19 protein-coding genes are annotated in these 21,388 nt (G+C 55.0%); 13 read left to right on the plus strand and 6 right to left on the minus strand.

The annotated features are described in order from the left end of the window. Positions 1-45 precede the first annotated feature (45 nt). A complete protein-coding gene (locus ACPUC8_RS21990; RefSeq protein WP_058969756.1) occupies positions 46-2,187 on the minus strand; it encodes an intracellular growth attenuator family protein in 2,142 nt (713 codons plus the stop codon). A 397-nt stretch (positions 2,188-2,584) separates the two neighbouring features. Here ACPUC8_RS21990 and nudE point away from each other — a divergent pair, with 397 nt between their 5' ends. Beyond that, positions 2,585-3,151, plus strand: coding sequence for an ADP compounds hydrolase NudE (gene nudE / locus ACPUC8_RS21995; RefSeq protein ID WP_058969754.1), 567 nt, complete (start codon positions 2,585-2,587; stop codon positions 3,149-3,151). 51 nt (positions 3,152-3,202) lie between these two features. Here the strand turns inward: nudE and mrcA are convergent, their stop codons facing one another. Further along, a complete protein-coding gene (mrcA, locus tag ACPUC8_RS22000) occupies positions 3,203-5,752 on the minus strand; it encodes a peptidoglycan glycosyltransferase/peptidoglycan DD-transpeptidase MrcA (protein WP_494927347.1) in 2,550 nt (849 codons plus the stop codon). Between the two features lie 156 nt (positions 5,753-5,908). On the opposite strand from mrcA, the gene pilM reads away from it, so the two are divergent. From pilM to trpS, 12 genes are all read left to right on the plus strand, one after another. Then, complete coding sequence (gene pilM, locus ACPUC8_RS22005) at positions 5,909-6,718, plus strand: pilus assembly protein PilM (RefSeq protein ID WP_494927348.1); 810 nt, start codon at positions 5,909-5,911, stop codon at positions 6,716-6,718. Then, positions 6,715-7,260, plus strand: coding sequence for a PilN domain-containing protein (locus ACPUC8_RS22010; RefSeq protein ID WP_231568872.1), 546 nt, complete (start codon positions 6,715-6,717; stop codon positions 7,258-7,260). Before pilM ends, ACPUC8_RS22010 begins: the two co-directional genes overlap by 4 nt. Continuing rightward, positions 7,253-7,747, plus strand: coding sequence for a HofO family protein (locus ACPUC8_RS22015; RefSeq protein WP_494927349.1), 495 nt, complete (start codon positions 7,253-7,255; stop codon positions 7,745-7,747). The genes ACPUC8_RS22010 and ACPUC8_RS22015 overlap by 8 nt, the downstream gene beginning before the upstream one ends. After that, the gene (locus tag ACPUC8_RS22020; protein WP_494927350.1) at positions 7,737-8,117 is read left to right on the plus strand and encodes a HofP DNA utilization family protein; all 381 of its coding nucleotides are present in this window, start codon (positions 7,737-7,739) and stop codon (positions 8,115-8,117) included. The genes ACPUC8_RS22015 and ACPUC8_RS22020 overlap by 11 nt, the downstream gene beginning before the upstream one ends. Beyond that, complete coding sequence (hofQ, locus tag ACPUC8_RS22025) at positions 8,059-9,318, plus strand: DNA uptake porin HofQ (RefSeq protein WP_072214946.1); 1,260 nt, start codon at positions 8,059-8,061, stop codon at positions 9,316-9,318. The genes ACPUC8_RS22020 and hofQ overlap by 59 nt, the downstream gene beginning before the upstream one ends. A 480-nt stretch (positions 9,319-9,798) precedes the next feature. Then, entirely contained in the window at positions 9,799-10,320 is a 522-nt protein-coding gene (gene aroK, locus ACPUC8_RS22030; RefSeq protein WP_010617392.1) for a shikimate kinase AroK, read from the plus strand. Between the two features lie 40 nt (positions 10,321-10,360). Beyond that, positions 10,361-11,449, plus strand: coding sequence for a 3-dehydroquinate synthase (gene aroB / locus ACPUC8_RS22035; protein ID WP_039332693.1), 1,089 nt, complete (start codon positions 10,361-10,363; stop codon positions 11,447-11,449). A gap of 150 nt (positions 11,450-11,599) precedes the next feature. Next, a complete protein-coding gene (locus ACPUC8_RS22040; protein WP_494927351.1) occupies positions 11,600-12,631 on the plus strand; it encodes an SPOR domain-containing protein in 1,032 nt (343 codons plus the stop codon). A gap of 96 nt (positions 12,632-12,727) precedes the next feature. Beyond that, the gene (gene dam, locus ACPUC8_RS22045; RefSeq protein ID WP_058969743.1) at positions 12,728-13,540 is read left to right on the plus strand and encodes an adenine-specific DNA-methyltransferase; all 813 of its coding nucleotides are present in this window, start codon (positions 12,728-12,730) and stop codon (positions 13,538-13,540) included. 65 nt (positions 13,541-13,605) lie between these two features. Continuing rightward, complete coding sequence (rpe, locus tag ACPUC8_RS22050; protein WP_034819612.1) at positions 13,606-14,289, plus strand: ribulose-phosphate 3-epimerase; 684 nt, start codon at positions 13,606-13,608, stop codon at positions 14,287-14,289. Then, the gene (locus tag ACPUC8_RS22055; RefSeq protein WP_494927352.1) at positions 14,273-14,950 is read left to right on the plus strand and encodes a phosphoglycolate phosphatase; all 678 of its coding nucleotides are present in this window, start codon (positions 14,273-14,275) and stop codon (positions 14,948-14,950) included. Before rpe ends, ACPUC8_RS22055 begins: the two co-directional genes overlap by 17 nt. A gap of 15 nt (positions 14,951-14,965) precedes the next feature. Beyond that, positions 14,966-15,970, plus strand: coding sequence for a tryptophan--tRNA ligase (gene trpS, locus ACPUC8_RS22060; RefSeq protein WP_039332703.1), 1,005 nt, complete (start codon positions 14,966-14,968; stop codon positions 15,968-15,970). 53 nt (positions 15,971-16,023) lie between these two features. Here trpS and cysG read toward each other — a convergent pair whose 3' ends face one another. The 4 genes from cysG to nirB form a co-directional block, all read right to left on the minus strand. Beyond that, positions 16,024-17,388: a siroheme synthase CysG gene (gene cysG / locus ACPUC8_RS22065; RefSeq protein ID WP_494927353.1), complete on the minus strand. Its 1,365-nt coding sequence runs from the start codon at positions 17,386-17,388 to the stop codon at positions 16,024-16,026. Positions 17,389-17,542: 154 nt separating this feature from the next. Then, positions 17,543-18,346, minus strand: a complete 804-nt coding sequence (gene nirC, locus ACPUC8_RS22070) for a nitrite transporter NirC (RefSeq protein WP_494927354.1) — start codon at positions 18,344-18,346, stop codon at positions 17,543-17,545. A gap of 30 nt (positions 18,347-18,376) precedes the next feature. After that, complete coding sequence (gene nirD, locus ACPUC8_RS22075) at positions 18,377-18,703, minus strand: nitrite reductase small subunit NirD (RefSeq protein WP_283227966.1); 327 nt, start codon at positions 18,701-18,703, stop codon at positions 18,377-18,379. Then, a complete protein-coding gene (nirB, locus tag ACPUC8_RS22080; RefSeq protein ID WP_494927355.1) occupies positions 18,700-21,240 on the minus strand; it encodes a nitrite reductase large subunit NirB in 2,541 nt (846 codons plus the stop codon). Before nirB ends, nirD begins: the two co-directional genes overlap by 4 nt. Positions 21,241-21,388: the final 148 nt, after the last annotated feature.

The raw sequence follows: 21,388 nt of genomic DNA on the forward strand, positions 1-21,388 counted from the left end.
CACCCCCTAAAAACAGGGCGACAGGGTAGCACAGAAGGAAAGGGCTCAGAACAGGGAGCGCACGCTCTGCATAGTGCTGAGATTGTGGTTGAAGCACTTGTCGTAATATTGCTGGATTTCCACCATCCGTAGGCGATTTCGGTGAATGCGGCGCAGAGCCAGCAAGCCGTTGGTGACCCCACAGAGAATCAGCACCAGCATCAACAAGGCGGTACCCAGATAGCGCCACTGCGCCATGGTATCGGGTTCATTATGCAGCGCAATGTGACGCGTGCCGTTGGCGTCAGTGGTAATGCTGGTAATGATGCCATTGGCGGCGAACGGCGTATGTAACAGCATGCCGGACATGCGTTGCAATTCACGCCACTGAGACGGCGCATCAAGGTCAAACAGCGAAACTGACGGCTGCGGCTGTGTCACCATCTGACGGCCCTCATCGCTGATAATCAGGAAACCACCGGGTGGTGGACTATTCAGCGTTTCCGCTGCGCGACGGGTTTCACGTGAGAAGAAAGTGGAGGTGGCGGTATTGACCAGATTCTCCAGTGCTTCGGCGCTCACCGGACGCAGCAGAACGTTCATACCGTTGAGCTTGCCCGTATCTGCGCGATGGATGAGTGAATCCCAGTCTTTCGCATTACCCAAATTCACCAGCGCGTTCTTCAACCGCACACAGTCTTGCTGCTGGCTGCACAGATCCTGCGTTTTCAGCACCAGATCGGAGAAGTCATCCAGCAGAATCATGCCTGACTTTTGAATGGCAGAGGCGAGCTGCGGGTTGAGTTTAGGATCGGTATTGGTTTCCGGATGCAGCTGGCGCGTGGTGGTATCCAGCAGCGCGGCAGCCTTATCAATGATGTCAGACTGAGGTTGCGGCAAAGGTGCTGCATTGTTCCAGTAAATCGCTGAGCAGTCGAACGGCATATAAGCATAGCTACGATTGCTCTGGTAATTTCCTGGCACTGAACACATGCCGGTACCACTCACTTTCAGGCTGTCGCCAATGTGCAGCGGCAGTGCACTTAGCTTATCGACGCTATTGACCTCAATGCTTTCTGTGCCTTTTACCCACGCGAGACTGAGCTTGATCGGCATGCTCAGTGGAATCCAGGTAAACAGCATCACCAGTACCAGCAGTGAACCACAGGCCAGCACCAGATTTCGGCGCCAGCGCTGCACGGGGAAGTTGCGCACTTCATCATGGAGTGAGAGGAAGCGGCCCTGGCGCACGACCTGGCGGTTAAGGTAAATATCGACATCCGTCATCTGACCCAAGTCATGTGCAACGTAGGGCTGCCAGTGGGTCGGGTAAACTAAATCGATAATACCGAGTGAGATGTTGCTCTGCTCCTGATTGGATTCACCAAACAGGCCCCAGCGTTTTGGCGCGCCGCGCAGGCAGTGCACTTCTCGCAATCCTTTCTCGCCAGGGAAACGGTAGAGGAACCATAAACTGGTGGCGATGATCAAGCCGGCGGGCAGGGCAATCCACACCATCAGGCTACCTGGCAGCACCAGACTGAGGAACAACAGCAAGAAAGCGAAACAGATCGCGACGGCTTCGCGTGTGCCGTCCGGACGTGACAAACGATACTCTTCGGGCGTTTCTTTACGCACCTGCAGCAATTCGACATTTTCACTCTCTTCCTTGCGGATGGAGGCGTTCGTCGACATTGACCGCACCAATGGCGGCAGCGCAGGCTGCTCGATGGCATAGTTCACCAGTGAGTGACCGTTGAGAGAGATCACCAGCGGCATTGTCTGCGTGCGAATCAGTTCTACATAGTTCTCTTCAGCGATGTACTGTTCCCACAACGGAGGAAGATGGACTTCCACTTCATCCAGGTAATAGCGCCATTGATGGGCGTCATCGGTAGAAAGGCCGTAGCGGGTAATAGAACGCGTGACGGGATAGACATTGTTGCTTTGCGCGGTAAGCGTCAGGGCTTCTGGCTCTCGGGACTTCTTAGAGGAGCGGGCATCGCTGCGTTGTCGCTGTTTCGCCAGTGACGCAATGTAGGTTTCCACTGCACTGCGTTCTTCATCGGTGAGTTTACGGCAGGGCGGACTAATAAACGGCAGTGGTTTCGCCAACGGCGGACGATGCCGCATAGCGTACCAGTAGCCAATGCCTGCTACTAATGAGCAGACCAGCATGACAGCCAGAATGATGATAAAAGTGCTCATGCTTTGCTCAATCTAGCCAAAAAACTGCCTTCACGTTTAAGATGTACTCCCGGTGGAACCATCAATACAAGTCAATTTTGGCGAGCAGAAGTCATTCTGACAAGAAAAAACTCAGATAAAATAACGCACAAAATCATTGAATTATAAATTATTAGATTATTCCTTAGTAGGATGTTAACCAGGCGGCACTCAATTAAATATCGGTATTTTCTGAATTTAGTCAAACCCGGTTGACTTATTGTGAAAATTTAAGTTTAGCGATAACAAGAAGTTGTTGGCAGCTGTAAGTGGATATGTGTCACCATGCTTTCCATTCGTTGCGTGTCGCACAATGCTTCGGGCTTCGGTATGCTGGCATTATCGCGTTTCACAAGGTTGTGCAAAGTTTGAGGCTGATATGAAAATGACATTGAAAAAACCTGACATCCTCAACGTGGAAGCTGTCGCTCGCTCCCGCTTATTCACCATCGAAGCGGTTGATCTCGCTTTCAGTAATGGTGCACGCCGCGTCTATGAACGTATGAAACCTTCCGATCGTGAAGCGGTGATGATCGTGCCGATTATCGGTGAGGATGTCATCCTGATTCAGGAATATGCCGTCGGGTTGGAAAGCTACGAGTTGGGCTTCCCAAAAGGGTTGATTGATCCTGGCGAAAGCGCCTTTGAAGCGGCCGACCGTGAACTTAAAGAGGAAGCGGGTTTTGGTGCCAGAAAGCTGGAAACGCTGGGCAAACTCACCATGGCACCCTCCTATTTCTCCAGCAAGATGAACATTGTGGTGGCGGAAGAGTTGTATGAAGAGAAGCTGGAAGGGGATGAGCCAGAACCGCTAATTGTACGGCGTTGGCCGCTTAACAACCTGCTGGCACTGCTGGACGAACCGGATTTCCGTGAAGCGCGTAACGTCAGTGCGCTGTTTTTGGTACGTGAATGGCTGGTGAAACAGGGGCGTTTAACCTACTGATTTACGCCCAGCACAGATAAAAAAGCCGGCAAACAGTGCCGGCTTTTTTCATTAGAACAGTTCGTGGCTTTCGCCGTTGTCCATGATAGTGGTGCCGACATCATGGGACGAGTACTCGGTGGGCTGAGTACCGTTGATAAAGTACTCCTGACGGGTATTGCCTCCGCCGTTAGCCAACTTGCCGGTACCACGATCGATGGTCACGGTGACCACGCCATCCGGCGGTGTCAGAGGCTGTACAGGCACACCATCCAGAGCGGATTTCATGTACTCATCCCACGCTGGCTGCGCACTCTTCGCGCCACCTTCATAGCCAGAGATCTGATCTGGAATGGCACCTGACATGGTCGAGCGGCCCAGCGCACGCGAATCATCGAAACCGATCCACACCGAGGTCACCACGCCCGGACCATATCCAGAGAACCAGGCATCTTTCGAGCTGTTGGTGGTACCGGTTTTTCCGCCGATATCATTACGCTTCAGATCGCGGCCTGCACGCCAGCCCGTTCCCATCCAGCCCGGTTCGCCAAAGATATTGGAGTTCAGCGCGCTTTTGATCAGGAATGACAGCGGCGTGTTAATCACGTGCGGCGCATATTGCTGATCGCCAGCCGGTTGTGGCTGAGCAGGCACTTGCTCCAACTCCGGTTGTGGCACGGTCTGATTTTGCGATTGATCGGAAGTCGAAATGTTTTCCACACTCTCTTCGTTCAACGCCACGGACTTCTTAGTTTCACCGTAAATCACCGGCAGGTTGCACTGCGGACAGGCAATTTTCGGCTTCTCTTCGAATATCACGCCACCCTGTTCATTTTCAATTTTGGTAATGAAGTAAGGGTCGACCAGGAAGCCACCGTTCGCCATCACCGAATAACCGCGCGCCATTTGCATCGGCGTAAATGAAGCCGCACCTAAAGCCAGTGACTCGGTATGGATAATGTTTTGCGCCGGGAAGCCGAAGCGCTGCAAATATTCAGCGGCATAATCCACGCCCATTGCACGCATCGCACGGACCATCACCACGTTTTTAGACTCGCCCAGGCCCTGACGTAAGCGAATGGGACCCGCGTAAGTCGGTGGTGAGTTTTTCGGACGCCAGTCGGCACCGGCACCGGCATCCCAACGCGAAATCGGTACGTCGTTGAGGATAGAAGCCAGCGTCAAACCACGATCCATGGCAGCGGTATACAGGAACGGTTTGATGTTTGAACCCACCTGACGCAGCGCCTGCGTTGCGCGGTTAAACATACTCTGGTTGAAGTCAAAACCACCCACCAGCGCGCGTACCGCACCGTCTTCCGGATTGAGCGACACCAGTGCTGAGTTCACCAGCGGCACCTGACCTAACCACCAGTCATTATTCACTTTGCGCACCCAAATCTGCTGGCCGGTTTGCAGCACCTGCGTCACGCTGCGCGGCGTTGGACCCTGCAACGTGTCAGATTTGTACGGACGCGCCCAGCGGACGCCTGCCAGACTCAGCGATACGCTGCTGCCATCTTTCATCATTGCAGTCGCTTCATCAGCGCTGGCGCTGGTGACCACGGCGGCATTCAATGGGCCGTAAGTCGGCAAGTCTTTCAGGGCGTTTTGAATACGGCTCTTATCCCAGCTGGCTTCACCCACTTTCCATAGCACGTTGGTGGGGCCGCGGTAACCATGACGCATGTCGTAAGCCATCACGTTATTACGCACGGCTTGCTGCGCGGCTTCCTGTAGATGACGAGTGACAGTGGTATACACCTTGTAGCCATCTTCGTAGGCGCTATCACCGTAACGCTTCACCATCTCCTGGCGCACCATTTCGCTCAAATAAGGGGCAGAGAACGCAATTTCGGGGCCGTGGTAGACCGCGACCAGTGGCGTATTGCGCGCCTCATCATACTGCTGCTGGGTGATGTAATTCTGGTCGAGCATACGCGCCAGCACCACATTACGACGCGACAGCGCGCGGGCATGTGAGTAAAGCGGGTTGAACGTTGAAGGTGCTTTCGGCAAACCAGCGATCATCGCCATTTCGCTTAACGACAGCTGATCAACGGGTTTACCAAAATAGACCTGTGCCGCCGCCCCTACGCCATAGGCGCGATAGCCGAGATAGATTTTGTTGAGATACAGCTCGAGGATTTCATCTTTACTCAGCAGCTGCTCAATGCGAATCGCGAGGAAGGCCTCTTTGATCTTACGCATCAGCGTGCGTTCAGGACTAAGGAAGAAGTTACGCGCCAGCTGTTGCGTAATGGTACTCGCACCCTGTGAGGCGTGTCCGGATACCAGCGCAATGCTGGCGGCACGGAAAATCCCCACCGGATCGACACCATGGTGCTCGTAGAAACGGCTGTCTTCGGTCGCAATGAACGCTTTAATCAGCTCAGGCGGCATCTGTTGCAGGGTGAGCGGCACGCGGCGCTTCTCACCATACTGGGCGATCAACTCGCCGTCAGCGCTGTAAACCTGCATGGGGGTTTGCAGACGCACGTCTTTCAATGTGTTCACGTCTGGCAGCTGTGGCTCAATGTACTTGTACAAGCCATAGACCGTGCCGGCTCCCAGCAAGATGCAACACACTGCAAGAATCAATAAATACTTTACGAACTTCACCTGAGAATTCCCATCTGTTGTCGTTTGGGCAGTTTATAAACAATCGCGCGGTAGTATAAAGGCAAGCCTGACGCTTTGATATACCCGTCATACTTCAAGGGGTAGGTGCGCCAGGGTAGACCTTTTTTTACCTTTAAAGATAAGGAGATCGCGCACATGGCTTTTCAGCGCTGGCAAATCGGACTGGACATCCAAAATGGACAACTCTGCGCCTTGGGCATTGAACGCCGACGTCATGGTTGGCAACTGCGACACTGGTGGCAGCAACCGGTGCCGCACGATACGTTACGCAACGGCGTGTTGCAAACGACCCCGTTGTTACAGGAGATGTTAACGCGCTGGCAGCGTCATCTGCCTAAGCGTTATTCTCTCCGCGTTGGGCTGCCTCCACAGTTGGTGCTGCAACGCACGTTGCCGTTGCCGGAGACTTCTCTGAGTGAGCCGGCCATGAGCCGCTATGTTGCCTCTTCGGCGCAACGTTTATTTCCTGTCGAGCCCGCTTCGCTGTCAATTGACTACCGAGCCGCAGGGAAAGCTTCGCAGATATGCATCACCGCCGCGCGGCGCGAGGTGATTGCACAGTGGCTCTCACCGTTGAGGCAATCCGGCTTACGGCCTGATGTGTTTGAACTCAGTAGCCTGGCGCTAACCCAGATTGCCATGCGCATGCCACTGCAGCGTGACCAGCTGTTGATCCATCCTCTGCACGACCACTGGCTGTGGACGCTAGCGGGCGAACAGACCACATCAGGTGCCGGGTCTGAACCTTTGACACTGGCGCAATTACGCGACACTTTCCCGCAGGCCGCTGCAGTATTCTGTACCTCTTCGCACATACTGTCTGAACCCGGCGTGACCTGCTGTAAACCCCTCTCATTACTGCAATATCGACAGCCGCCGTTGCCTGCTCACGAAGGTGACTTTTCAATTGCGCTTGGTTTAGCGCTGCGTCCAGAGGATGCATGATGCTGGCCGTCAATCTGCTTCCCTGGCGCAGACAGCAGTGGCAGCGTCGCCGTCGGCAGAGCGTTGTGCTGTTGGGATGTAGCCTGACAATAACGGGGATTGCTTTACTGGCAGGGTGGTGGCGCAGCAGCGAGGCCTTGTACCAGCAACAGGCGAGGTTAAACGAAGTCAGCCATCTTCGAGACGGTCTACAACAACAGCTCACGCTACAGTATTCACTGCTTCAGCAGCGTGACGCACTCCTGCGTACGCGCTTTGTCTGGCAACAACAGCAGGCAGAACATCAGCGTTGGCAGCTATTCTGGCAACAGTTGCCCGCGTTGATGCCAGACACGCTGTGGTTGAATCGAGTGGAGCGGCGGCAAGGCGTGCTGGTGCTGGAAGGGCAGGCACAGAGCATGTTGTCAGTAAGAGATTTCCGCCAGCAACTGATGACGCAACCGCTGTTGGCCAAAGTCAGGCCGGGCCACGTGCAGCGTCTGTCTGGCGGTGATTATCGCTTCACATTACAAGCACGTGTACAGGAGATAGCGAATGAATGAAGCGCTGCTTCGTTGGTTGGCACTCTCTCTGGCCATACGCATGGCGTGCCTGGTCATGATGTCAGCGCTGCTGCTGGCGCTGGCGTGGTGGGTTCTGTTGCGGCCACTACAGCAGCGGCATGATGTGCTGGTGCGACAGCAGGATGACATGACACAGCAGGTTCACCTGGGTCAGCAGCAACTCGCCGCGCGCCCACCCATCAATACGTTAGAAAGTGAGATCGCGCTGTTATTGCAGCCTGCGAGGGAAAACGTCGCGCGGCAAACCCTCGAAAATCTGGTGGCGGCACGTGGAACACAGCTGGAGAGCTGGCAGCCCACGAGCCAACCTCAGCAGCTGCATCTGCGGCTTGACTGGCCGCAATTTCTACCTCTCTTCGATGAGCTGGCACAAGCGCACGTTTCTGTTCCGCAGCGCTTTGAGCTGCGCACAGAGAAGGGGACGCTGATAACGCAGATGTGGCTGGAGGATGAAAATGCGGATTAGTGTCGGGCTGTTGCTGCTGTGCAGCAGCCTGGCGCTGGCTCGCAATCCTTTTCAGCCGTTGACAGAAAGGCTCTGTCTGCCGCAGGCGGCAGAACCCGATGGCTGGCGTTTGCAGGGCATTGTCGGGACGTCGCAGCGTTATGTCGCCTGGCTGGTTTCACCACAGGGCAAAAGTCATCGCCTCACGACGCAGGCCACATTACCACACACCGCGTGGCAGGTTACGGAACTCACCTCGCGTAGCCTCACATTGCGTGCAGCACAGCGTTGCCCGCCACAGCAAATCACTTGGGTAATAAAAGGAGGATTTTATGAAATGGATGGCCCTGACATTATGGCTGATCCTGAGCGCGCCACTGCTGGCCCGTGAGGATCGGTTAAGCCTGGTGTTTGATGATGCGCCGGTTGAACGCATTTTGCAGGCGCTGGCCGATTACCAGCAAACCAACCTGTTGATTGCACCGGGCGTTGAAGGGCGACTATCACTGCGTCTTGAGGATATCGGCTGGGACCGCGCGTTGGCGTTGGTGACGCAATTGGCAAAATTGACCGTGGTACAGGAAGAGGGCGTGCTATTGGTGTATCCGGAGAGCTGGCAGCAAATGCAGACGCAGCAGGCTAAAGCGGAGCAGGATGAGCGACAGCAGCAGTTACCCCTTGAGCAGCAGACCATCATGTTGCATTACGCGAGTGCCAACGATATTTATCGCAGTTTACTCGCAGAGCGCTCACTACTGACGCCTCGCGGTAGCGTGACGGTGGATAGCCGTACCAACAGCTTGCTGCTGCGAGACACCGCTAAAGCACTGCAAGACACCACGCGCTGGTTGAAGGCTTTGGATAGGCCACTGGAACAAATCGAGTTAGCGGCTCACATCATTACCATTAATGAAGAACACCTGCGTGAGTTAGGTGTGAGCTGGAACACATCTCCGGCTCAGAGTGTGACAGCGGCGTTGCGCCAACCTCAGTTAGCCATTCCCCTAGCGTTGGATAATCCCGCTTTGCGCGCAGGCGTGACGCTTGGCCAGGTCAGCGGTGAGTTACTTAACCTTGAGCTCAGCGCGCTGGAGCAGGAAAACCACATCGAAATCATCGCTAGCCCGCGCCTGTTTACCTCTAACCAGCAGACCGCTTCTATCAAACAGGGGACTGAGATTCCTTATCAGGTGAAGTCCGGTAATAGCGGCGCGACGGCGATTGAATTTAAAGAAGCGGTATTGGGCATGGAAGTGACGCCAGTGGTGTTGGGCAATGGGCGTATCCAGTTAAAACTGCGATTAAGCCAAAATATGCCGGGACGCAGTCTGAACGTGGGGGAAAACAACGTGTTGAGCATTGATAAGCAGGAAATTGAAACCCAGGTGACGCTGCGCGATGGTGAAACCCTGGCGCTGGGCGGTATTTTCCAGCAACAGCGTTCGCAGGGTGAAAAGCGTGTGCCAGGCTTAGGCGACATCCCCCTTGTAGGAGGGTTGTTCCGTCAGCAAACGGAAGAGCATAAAAAGAAAGAACTGGTGATCTTCATTACCCCTCGACTGGTCAGGGAAGCAGCGCTTACTGCAGGATAAAGCGGAAAATTCACTCTGAATGACCAACTGCGTTGACGCAGGGCAGGAATTAGCTTACAAGGTTTAGCGATTTTTAAAACGGTGTAACGGAACGCGGCAGGATAACCTTCCGATGGGCGTCAGTCACAAGCGATACTGGCGTCAGAATAGATTTTCCCTAAAAAAATCGAGTTAAAGTTCGATGGCAAAAACGTGAATTCCAGCACTGATAAGCATCAGTTATTGGAATGCTCACATGCGGCCAACACGCTTGTAGCTTGAAGTGTGAGGGAAAAAAGGAGGGGCGTTACCGTCTCGCGAACCACAGACCGGTCCTGTTCGTAGGTCGCCGGGGGCAATTTATTCGGTTGCCAAACGGCCATGAGTGTTGAGATAATTTTCCGTCTGACTCTTGTTAATGCTCATGAGGTCTCAGTTCCTGTCCCGCCAGCAACGCTGAACGCGGGGTATCATCAACGAATTCTTAGTAATACCGATAAAATGGCAGAGAAACGCAATATCTTTCTGGTTGGGCCGATGGGTGCCGGCAAAAGCACTATTGGTCGTCAGTTAGCTCAGCAACTCAATATGGAATTTTTCGATTCCGATCAGGAAATTGAGCGACGTACCGGAGCGGATGTAGGCTGGGTATTTGATGTGGAAGGCGAAGCTGGCTTCCGCGATCGCGAAGAGAAGATCATCAACGAACTGACCGAGAAGCAAGGCATTGTCTTGGCAACCGGTGGTGGTTCTGTCAAATCCCGTGAAACCCGCAATCGTCTCTCCGCCCGCGGCGTGGTCGTGTATCTCGAAACCACTATCGAGAAGCAACTTGCTCGTACTCAGCGTGATAAAAAACGTCCGCTGTTGCAGGTTGATGAGCCACCGCGTGAAGTACTGGAAGCGCTAGCTGGCGAACGTAATCCGCTTTATGAAGAGATCGCTGACGTCACCATTCGCACTGATGATCAAAGTGCAAAAGTTGTCGCCAATCAGATCATCAACATGCTGGAAAAAAATTAATCCAGCGCCCTGAGGGCTCAGCAAATAGGTATCGGTCATCATGGAGAAGATCACTGTCTCACTCGGGGATCGCAGTTACCCCATCACCATCGCTGCCGGACTGTTTAACGATCCGGCTTCTTTTTGGCCCCTAAAGGCAGGCGATAACGCCATGCTGGTGACCAATGAGACGCTGGCCCCGATCTACCTTGATAAGCTCTCGTCACTGCTTAGCCAGGCGGGAGTAAAGGTGGATCAGGTGATTTTACCTGATGGCGAGAAGTACAAGACGCTGGCCGTCATGGACGAAGTCTTTACCGCATTGCTGCAGAAACCACACGGCCGTGATACCACGCTGATTGCGCTTGGTGGTGGTGTGATCGGTGATCTCACTGGATTTGCAGCAGCCAGCTACCAACGTGGCGTGCGCTTTATCCAGGTGCCTACCACGCTGCTCTCTCAGGTCGACTCCTCTGTCGGCGGCAAAACGGCCGTCAATCATCCGCTTGGCAAAAACATGATTGGTGCTTTCTACCAGCCCGCTTCTGTGGTGGTGGATACCCAATGCCTGGCGACGCTACCCGCACGCGAACTGGCGTCGGGTCTGGCAGAAGTGATCAAATACGGCATTATCCTTGATGGCGATTTCTTCCAGTGGCTGGAGCAGAATCTTGATGCGCTGCTGGCACTGGATGAAAAAGCTATGGCGTACTGCATCCGCCGCTGCTGTGAACTCAAAGCCGAAGTGGTTGCCGCCGATGAACGTGAAACCGGTCTGCGTGCACTGCTCAATTTGGGCCATACTTTTGGTCATGCGATTGAAGCGCACATGGGGTATGGCAACTGGTTACATGGTGAAGCGATCGCGGCGGGCATGGTGATGGCAGCGCGCACTGCTGAACGCCTGGGGCAGTTCTCATCTTCAGATACCGATCGCATTATTGCGCTGCTGTTGCGCGCTGGATTACCGGTGCATGGCCCGGCCAGCATGAAGGCAGAAGAGTACTTGCCGCACATGATGCGTGATAAAAAAGTGCTGGCAGGTGAAATGCGTTTGGTGCTGCCTCTCGCAATTGGTCGCTCTGAAGTGCGCGCCGGTGTTGCGCATGATATGGTGCTGGCAGCGATTAACGATTGTAATAATTCCTAATGAAGACCCTCATCATTCGAGTCGCAGCCAGTCGATAATTGAATGTGTGATTAAGCACAGCCAGCCTGGCAGCAGCTTGAAGTATGACGGGTACAGCGGTGAGTTGTGATGCGGTGCGTGGGAAGCGTGCCGTTTTACGGAGGAGGCTAGATGGATGAGTTCAAACCGGAAGATGAGTTAAAACCTGATGCCAGTGACCGCCGTCCAACGCGGCCTCGCAAACAGTCTTCCGCCCCGAAAACCAAGGTGCCGGTATCACGTCAGCATATGATGATGGGCATCGGGATCCTGGTGCTGCTTTTAGTGGTGCTGGGCATCGGTTCTGCATTAACCGGCCCGGATGAGAAGAAACCCGCGGCTACAGCCAGCAATGGCAGCGCGGCGCCAGCTTCTGGTGGCGGTGAAAAAAGCATCGACCTTTCCGGTTCGACGTCCATGAGTGGCCAGCAGAACGCCGCGCCGTCTGCAGACGGTAGCGCGCCTCAGGCTCCTGCGGGTACGCAAGCTCCTGCGAACAGCGATTCCAACGCCATCTCGATGCCTGCGGTCTCCTCGACGCCGACTCAGGCTGCGCCAGTGGAGACTCCCGCTAATCAGCAACGTGTGACATTGCCGGGCGATCTCAACAGCGCGTTGAACAATCAGCAAGGCCAGGTGGATAGCGCCGCTCAGGGTGCGCAGGGCAATAGTTCATTACCGACTGCACCGGCAACGGTCAGTGGCAACGGTAAAGCGATAACTCCGCCAGCCATGCGCTCTGAAACACCATCACGTACCAGCAGCAACGGCACGCGTGAGACGCACAACAGCACTACGCACAAAGCACCAGCGGGGAACACCAAGCCCGTGCCAGTGGTTAAAGAGAATAAAACGCATGCCACCGCCGCGCACAATGCACCGGCTGGTGCCAGCAAGTCTATCCCAACGGGCGGCAACTACACGCTGCAGTTGAGTGGGGCTTCAAAAGAAGAGAGCCTGAATGCGTGGGCGAAGAAACAGAATCTGAGCGGTTACCACGTGTATAAAACCACGCGTAACGGTGAGCCGTGGTATGTGTTGGTGAGCGGTGCTTATGCCACTCCAGCAGATGCCAAGCGCGCGGTGGCGTCACTGCCTGCCGAAGTGCGTGCGGCAAATCCGTGGGTGAAACCGCTGAGCCAGGTGAAAAAAGAAAGCCAGTAATTGATGTGGGGCTGCGGACACGTGGCCCCGTTTAAAGCGCAGAGCTGCTGTCGGTTCCACCACAGCCAATAATTAAGATGTAATAACCACGACAGCATGAAGAAAAATCGCGCTTTCCTTAAATGGGCCGGAGGGAAATACCCGCTGCTTGACGATATCCGTCGTCATTTGCCACAAGGTGATTGTCTAATCGAACCCTTTGTCGGTGCCGGTTCCGTATTCCTCAACACTGATTATGACCGCTATCACCTGGCGGACATTAACGGTGATCTGATCAATCTGTATAACATCGTCAAAACCCGCACTGCTGACTTTATTGACGATGCGCGTCTGCTGTTTACGCCTGAAGGTAATATGGCGGAGACCTACTATGCGCATCGTCTGGCGTTCAACGCCAGCAAAGATGCGTATCAGCGCGCGCTACTGTTCCTGTATCTCAACCGCCACGGCTACAACGGTCTGTGCCGTTATAATTTGCGCGGTGAGTTTAACGTGCCTTTTGGCCGTTATCGGAAACCTTACTTCCCAGAAGCGGAACTGCTGTGGTTTGCCGAGCGGGCACAAAAAGCGACCTTTGTCTGTGAATCGTACGATGTTACTCTGAACAACGCCCCTGCTGGTTCAGTGGTTTATTGCGATCCGCCGTACGCGCCCTTGTCAGCGACGGCCAACTTTACCGCTTATCACACCAACAGCTTTAGCCTGCGCGAGCAGCAGCATTTGGCTGAACTGGCCAATAAGCTGGCGCAGGAAAACGGTATACCGGTACTGATTTCTAACCACGACACGCTGCTCACTCGCGAGTGGTATCAGAATGCGGTGTTAAATGTAGTCAAAGCCCGGCGTTCCATCAGCCGAAGCATAAGTGGTCGCACTCAGGTTGACGAACTGCTGGCGCTTTTCCGCTAGTCTGTTTCGTCCGCGACCAACGCATTTCGCCAGCTGTGGCTGGCGCACAACATTGGGAGAATCGGATGAAACAATTTTTGCTGGCCCCTTCAATTCTTGCTGCTGACTTTGCCCGCTTAGGTGAAGACACCGCGAAAGCACTGGCAGCAGGAGGGGATGTGGTTCATTTCGACGTGATGGACAACCACTATGTTCCCAATCTGACCATGGGGCCAATGGTGCTGAAAGCGCTGCGCGATTACGGCATCACCGCGCCCATTGATGTGCATCTGATGGTCAAGCCGGTTGATGCGCTGATCCCTGAGTTTGCTAAAGCCGGTGCGACTTACATTACTTTCCATCCTGAAGCCAGCGAGCATGTGGATCGCACACTGCAACTAATTAAAGAGCACGGTTGTAAAGCCGGTCTGGTATTCAATCCCGCCACGCCACTCGATTACCTCGATTATGTGATGGATAAACTCGACATCATTCTGTTGATGTCAGTGAACCCAGGTTTTGGTGGCCAATCCTTTATTCCGGGTACGCTGGATAAGCTGCGCCAGGCGCGTCGACTGATCGACCAGAGTGGCTACGATATCCGTCTGGAAGTGGATGGTGGTGTGAAGATCGATAATATCGGTCAGATCGCGGCAGCGGGCGCGGACATGTTTGTTGCCGGTTCAGCTATCTTTGGTCATCCTGATTACAAAAAAGTGATCGACGAAATGCGTGGCGAACTGGAGAAAGTTAATGGCTCATTTCACTGATATTCGTGCCTTAGCCTTTGATCTGGATGGCACGCTGGTGGATAGCGCGCCAGGTCTGGCGCAAGCCATCGACCATGCTTTGGGCGATTTGCAGCTACCTCCGCCGGGTGTGGCACTGGCTTCAACCTGGATCGGCAACGGTGCCGACGTGATGATGAGCCGGGCACTGACATGGGCCTTAGGCCGTGAGCCGCATGCTGAAGAGCAGCGCGATGCGCGTACCCTGTTTGACAAGTATTACGCCGAAACGGTGGAAGCCGGCAGCACGCTGTTTCCACAGGTAAAAGAGACGCTGGCCGCATTACACGCGAAAGGCTTGCCGATGGCGATTGTGACGAATAAGCCGACACCCTTTGTCGCGCCATTATTGCAGTCCTTGGGCATTGCCGAATTCTTCACGCTAATTATTGGCGGTGATGATGTCGTGGTGAAAAAGCCGCATCCCGCAGCGATCTTCCTTGTTTTGGGTCACTTTGGCGTACTGCAGAAAGAATTACTGTTTGTGGGTGATTCCCGTAATGATATTCACGCGGCCCAGGCAGCGGGTGTACCGAATATCGGCATGACGTTCGGCTACAACTACGGCGAGCCGATTGCTGCCAGCCAACCCGATTTAACTCTCGATACTTTTAGCGAACTTTTGCCCGCTCTCGGGCTGTAATTATCAGGACATATTATGAGCAAACCCATCGTTTTCAGCGGCGCCCAGCCTTCCGGTGAACTGACCATTGGCAACTACATGGGTGCGCTACGTCAGTGGGTGCAGATGCAGGATGATTTCCACTGCATTTACTGCATCGTTGATCTGCACGCCATCACTGTACGTCAGGATCCGACTGCGCTGCGTAAAGCCACGCTGGACACCCTGGCATTGTACCTGGCTTGTGGTATCGACCCTGCGAAAAGCACCATCTTTGTTCAGTCGCACGTGCCAGAACATGCGCAGCTGAGCTGGGTGCTGAACTGCTACGCCTACTTCGGCGAGTTGAGCCGTATGACGCAGTTCAAAGATAAGTCTGCGCGCTACTCAGAAAACATCACTGCAGGTTTGTTCGATTATCCGGTGCTGATGGCAGCGGATATTCTGCTGTATCAGACCAACCAGGTGCCGGTGGGCGAAGATCAGAAGCAGCATCTGGAACTGAGCCGCGATATCGCTGGTCGTTTCAACGCCCTGTATGGCGATGTCTTCAAAATCCCTGAGCCGTTTATTCCAAAATCTGGCGCCCGCGTGATGTCATTGCTGGAGCCGACTAAAAAAATGTCCAAGTCGGACGACAACCGCAATAACGTGATTGGTCTGCTGGAAGACACCAAAGCGGTGGTGAAGAAGATCAAACGCGCAGTAACTGATTCCGCTGAGCCACCCGTGGTACGTTACGATGTGAAAGAGAAAGCCGGAGTGTCAAACCTGCTGGATATTCTGTCTGGCGTCACCGGCAAATCTATCCCGCAGCTGGAGCAAGAGTTCGAAGGCAAAATGTATGGCCACCTGAAGGGCGAAGTGGCTGAAGCGGTTTCTGGCATGCTCACCGAGCTGCAGGAGCGCTATCATCGTTTCCGTAACGATGAGGCATTCCTCAATCAGGTGATGCGTGATGGCGCGACCAAAGCGCGTGCACAAGCGCAGGAAACGCTGAAGAAAGTCTACGAAGCCGTGGGTTTTGTGGCACAGCCATAAACCATGCGTGAAATGATCTAAAAAGGCGAGTCATCATGACTCGCCTTTTTTGTTTAGAACCAGCGTAACTGGCTGCGCAGGCCCACCACGTGCCCGACAATGATCAGCGCCGGGCTGGCAAACTGCTGTGCCAGCTGACTGAGTTCTGCCAGGGTGGCGGTTTCCACCTGCTGTTGCGGGGTGGTGCCATTCTGCACAATCGCCACCGGCGTGTTGGCGTCCATGCCATGTGCCAGCAGTTGACGCTGAATCTCTGGTGCCTGCGTCAGCCCCATATAAAACACCAGCGTCTGTTGTTCTGCGGCCAGTTTTCCCCACTCCATTTCACCCTGCTGTTGCAGATGCCCGGTGACAAAACGCACGCTCTGCGCGTGATCGCGATGGGTCAGTGGAATACCGCTGTAGGCCGCGCAGCCGGAAGCGGCCGTGATACCCGGCACCACGCTGAAGGGAATGTTGTGCTGTGCCAGCACCTCCAGTTCCTCACCTCCGCGACCGAAAATAAAGGGATCGCCACCCTTTAGTCGCACTACGCGTTTGCCGCGCTGTGCCTGCTCGAGCAGGAGCTGATTGATTTGCGATTGGGGCACACAGTGATTACCCGCCTGTTTACCGACAAAGATGCGTTCCGCGTCGCGATGCACCAGATTGAGGATCGGATCCGAGACCAAGCGGTCATAAACCACCACATCGGCCTGCTGGATACTCTGCAAGCCTTTCAGCGTCAATAAACCCGCATCACCCGGACCCGCGCCCACCAGCACCACCTCGCCCTGCTGGGCCAGCGGTGCGTCAAACAAGGTATCGACGATGTGGTCCGCACGCGGTTTATCGTGATTGGCCAGTGTTTGTGTCAGGCGATCGCAGGCAAAGAAGCGTTCCCAAAATGCACGTCGCTGCGCCATGCTGTTGAAGGTCTGCTTGACTCGGCCACGTAACGAACCGGCAAGGGAAGCCAGTTGACCAAGATGCTGTGGCAGCATCGCCTCCAGCTTTTCCCGTAGCAGGCGAGCCAGCACCGGCGCACGGCCACCCGACGAGACGGCAATCATCAGCGGCGAGCGATCAACAATTGATGGCATGATCGCGCTGGCTTCCTGTGGCGCATCTACCAGATTGCAGAAGATACGGCGCAGCTCGGCTGCATCCCCTACTTGTTGATTGACGGCGTCATCATCGGTGGCGGCAATCACCAGCCAGCAACCTTCCAGCCAGCTCTCCTGAAAGTGGCCGGGCAGTAACTGTAACTTTCCCTGTTCAGCCCACTGTTGAAAAACAGGGGAGAATTCCAATGCACCGACATGCAGATCGGCACCGGCGTCCAGCAGCAAACGCGCTTTGCGTTCTGCCACATCACCACCACCGACCAGCAAACACCGTTTACCCTGCAGACGGCAAAACAGGGGGAAATAGTCCATCGCTCATCCTCAAAAAAGCCCGCGAGCTGCGTGATGCTCGCCCATCGCGTCTTTTGGTCGCCATAAATGGCGCCCCTACATAATCGTAGGGTGCGCATTTATGCGCACCTGGAGCGATGCGCGAACGGATTGGCATCATGCGGGCTTTAAAACGTTAAACCGATTTAAGCGCAGCGGCTTGTGTTGCCGCTTGCGGTCTCTGAGCGTGCGGTGTGGCGTACCAGTAACCAAGGCCCATCAATACCATGCCGGAGAACATGTTACCCAGCGTGACCCACAGCAGGTTATGGCCGATCCCGCCCAACGTCAGGTCGGCATTATGCTGGCCAAACCACGACAGTGCAAAGACCGTCATATTCGCTACCGAGTGCTCGTAACCGGAAGCGATAAACGCCAGCAGGCACCACCAGATGGCGATAAATTTTGCCGTGCCCTCGGTACGTACCGCCATCCAGATCGCCAGACAAACCAGCCAGTTGCAGAGTGCGCCCTTAAAGAACAGTGCCATCGCAGGTTGCGTAGTTTTCGCCAGCGCCGCGCTGTGAATCAGCGCATTAGCATTCGGCAGCATGGCACCCGCTGCGTAATAGTAGAGCAGGGCAACAAACACCGAGCCAATCAAGTTACCCAGCCAGGTTTGTGGCAGCACACACCACATTTGCCCGTGGCTGATGGTGCCGGACTTGGCGCCAATCATCAGGAACATCGTGTGCCCAGTGAACAGCTCGGAACCGGCGATGATCACCAGTGTTAAAGCGATACCAAAAGTCGCGCCCATGATCAGCGGTCGATAGGCCGGGTCCGCAAGATTACCGAGGGTAAAAATCAGGATGATAGCCAAGCCAACATAGGCACCAGCCATGGCTGAGCTGATCCAGAAGGCCAGCGGGCTCTGCTGTGCAGTACGCACGATGCGCGCCGCATTGGCGGCGCATTTGTTCAGGGTGTCAGTAAACATAGTGACGTCTCATAAAGTGAAGGAATTCTGTCAGGCGCACACTTCGACCAGCCCCTCACTGACGCGCACCGGATAGCTCGCCACTGAACGGGATTCATCTTCCATGCAAACACCATCGCTCAAGCGGAAGCGCTGTTTTTTCAAGGGGCTGGCGACCCACAACGTCTTCTGGTGCTCGGCAATCAGGCCGCGCGATAACACGCTGGCTTCAGAAAAAGGATCGATATTGCTTAATGCAAACAGTTGCTCATCGTCACGCGGACGGAAGATGGCGATCTGCTGGCCTTTGACCAGCGCACAGACGCCGCTGGCAGGCAGGATTTGCTCTATTTCACACACCGGATGCCACTGGCTCATGCGTCGATCTCCTCAATCAGGGCAACGGCAATGCGCTCGGCGGGACGTGCCGGGCGATGTTGATCGCGCTGGTGAATGTGCTGAATCAGCGGATCTCGCTGATCGCTGTTGATAAAGGTGCTGAAGTGGCTTTGCTGCTGCGGATCGTTCACCGTCGCGGTCCATTCGCATGCGACTTCACCGCGCAGGCGGGTCAGTTCGCTTTCCAGCTGCGCATTGATGCTGAGTTTGTCGTCGATGATCACGCTACGCAGATAGTCGATGCCGCCTTCCATGCTTTCCAGCCACAGCGAAGTGCGCTGTACGCGGTCTCCGGTGCGGATGTAAAACATCATGAAGCGATCGAGGTAGGTCAACAGCGTGTCGCGATCCAGATCGGCGGCCAGCAGATCGGCGTGGCGCGGCTTCATGCCACCGTTGCCACAGACGTACAGGTTCCAGCCTTTCTCGGTGGCGATGATGCCCACGTCTTTACCCTGCGCCTCCGCACATTCGCGGGTACAACCTGAGACGCCAAACTTCATTTTGTGCGGGGTACGGATGCCTTTGTAGCGATGCTCCAGCTCGATGCCAAAACCGAGGCTGTCGCCGACACCATAGCGGCACCAGCTGCTGCCGACGCAGGTTTTCGCCATACGCAGCGCTTTGGCATAGGCCTGGCCGGTTTCAAATCCCGCATCGATGAGCTGAGCCCAGATAGCGGGCAGATCGTCACGCTGTGCGCCAAACAAGCCAATACGCTGTGAGCCGGTGATTTTGGTGTAGAGGTTGTACTGACGCGCCACGGCACCCACGGCCATTAAGCCTTCAGGGGTGATTTCACCGCCGGGTGAACGTGGGATCACGGAATAGGTGCCATCTTTCTGGATATTGCCGAGGAACAGATCGTTACTGTCCTGAAGCGGTGCATGCTGCGGTTTCAGCACATACTCATTCCAGCAAGACGCCAGCAGCGAGGCCACGGTGGGTTTGCACACCTCACAACCGTAACCCTGGCCATATTTCGCCAGCAGCGCCTCGAAGGATGTGATCTCTTCAACGCGCATCAGGTGATACAGCTCCTGGCGCGAATAGGGGAAGTGCTCACACAGGTGATGATTGACTTCAATTCCCTGACGGCTCAGTTCCGCATTGAGAACTTGGGTGATCAGCGGGATACAGCCGCCGCAGCCGGTGCCGGCGCGGGTTTCAGTTTTCAGCATCGCCACGGTATGGCAGCCGCTTTGCACTGCGTTGATGATATCGCCTTTGCTGACATCGAAGCAGGAGCAAATTTGCGCGCTGTCCGGCAGCGCATCCACGCCCATCACCGGTTTGTCGCCGCTGCCAGCGGGCAGAATCAGTCCCTCCGGTTGGTCTGGCAGTGGGATGTTATTCAGTGCCAGCTGCAGCAAATTGCCGTAGTCGCTGGTATCACCCACCAGCACTGCGCCGAGCAGGGTGCGGTTGTCTTCGCTGACGATCAGGCGTTTATAGATGTGTTTCTGCTCGTCGAGCCACATATAGCTGCGTGCGCCCGGCGTACGTCCCTGCGCATCGCCAATGCCGCCCACGTCGACGCCCAGCAGCTTGAGCTTGGCGCTCATATCCGCCCCGGCGAAGGCATTGTCACGGCCCAGCAACACGTCACTGGCAACCTGCGCCATTTTGTAGCCTGGCGCCACCAGGCCGAAAAGACGATTGTTCCATGCGGCACACTCCCCGACGGCGTATATGGCCGGATCGCTGGTCTGGCAGCGTTCGTTAATGGCGATACCGCCGCGTTGGCCAAGCACCAGCCCGCACTGTTTTGCCAGTTTGTCTTGTGGGCGAATACCGGTAGAGAAGACGATGAAATCGACATCCAGCGCGCTGCCATCGGCAAACTCCAGCGTTTTTCCCCCTGTGGCATGATGCACAATCTGCTGGGTGTTTTTGCCGGTATGCACTCGCACACCCATCTGTTCGATCTTACGGCGTAGCTGTTCGCCGCCTTGTCCATCCAGCTGTTCCGCCATTAAGCCAGGCGCGAACTCGATGACGTGGGTTTCGATGCCGAGGTTTTTCAAGGCGCCAGCGGCTTCCAGCCCCAGCAGGCCGCCACCCATCACAGCACCACGTTGGCTGCGGCGCGCGCAGGCTTCAATAGCATTAAGGTCTTCGATAGTGCGATAGACAAAGCAGTCACTGCCCTCTGATCCCTTAATCGGCGGGATCCATGGATAAGAGCCAGTGGCGAAGATCAGCGTGTCGTAATGCACCGCGCGACCAGTGTTGGAGTGAATCAGTTTTTCGTCGCGGTTGATGGTGATAGCACGTTCACCCATCAGCAGATTAACCTGATGCTTCTCGTAGTAACCCGGTCGCACCAGAGAGAGCTCTTCAGCAGTGTGATGGGAGAACCAGGCGGAAAGGTGGACGCGGTCATAGGCGGCGCGGGGTTCTTCACAAAAGACGGTCAGGGCGAATTGGCCGGGGTCGGCTTTGTCGATCAGTTCTTCGATAAAGCGGTGGCCAACCATGCCGTTACCAATAATCACGACATTGTGCTTGCTCATGCTTGCCTCAAAATTTGCGGTATCTGCGCCTACCTTAACGCGCTACTTTTGCCGCTCATTGATGTATATCAAGCGTCACGCCATATACTCATTTTGAGGTGTGTAACTGATTTTGAACATTTTTCGTAAGTGGCTTGTTTGGTTGATC

Source organism: Pantoea sp. CFCC18177 (genome assembly GCF_059412425.1).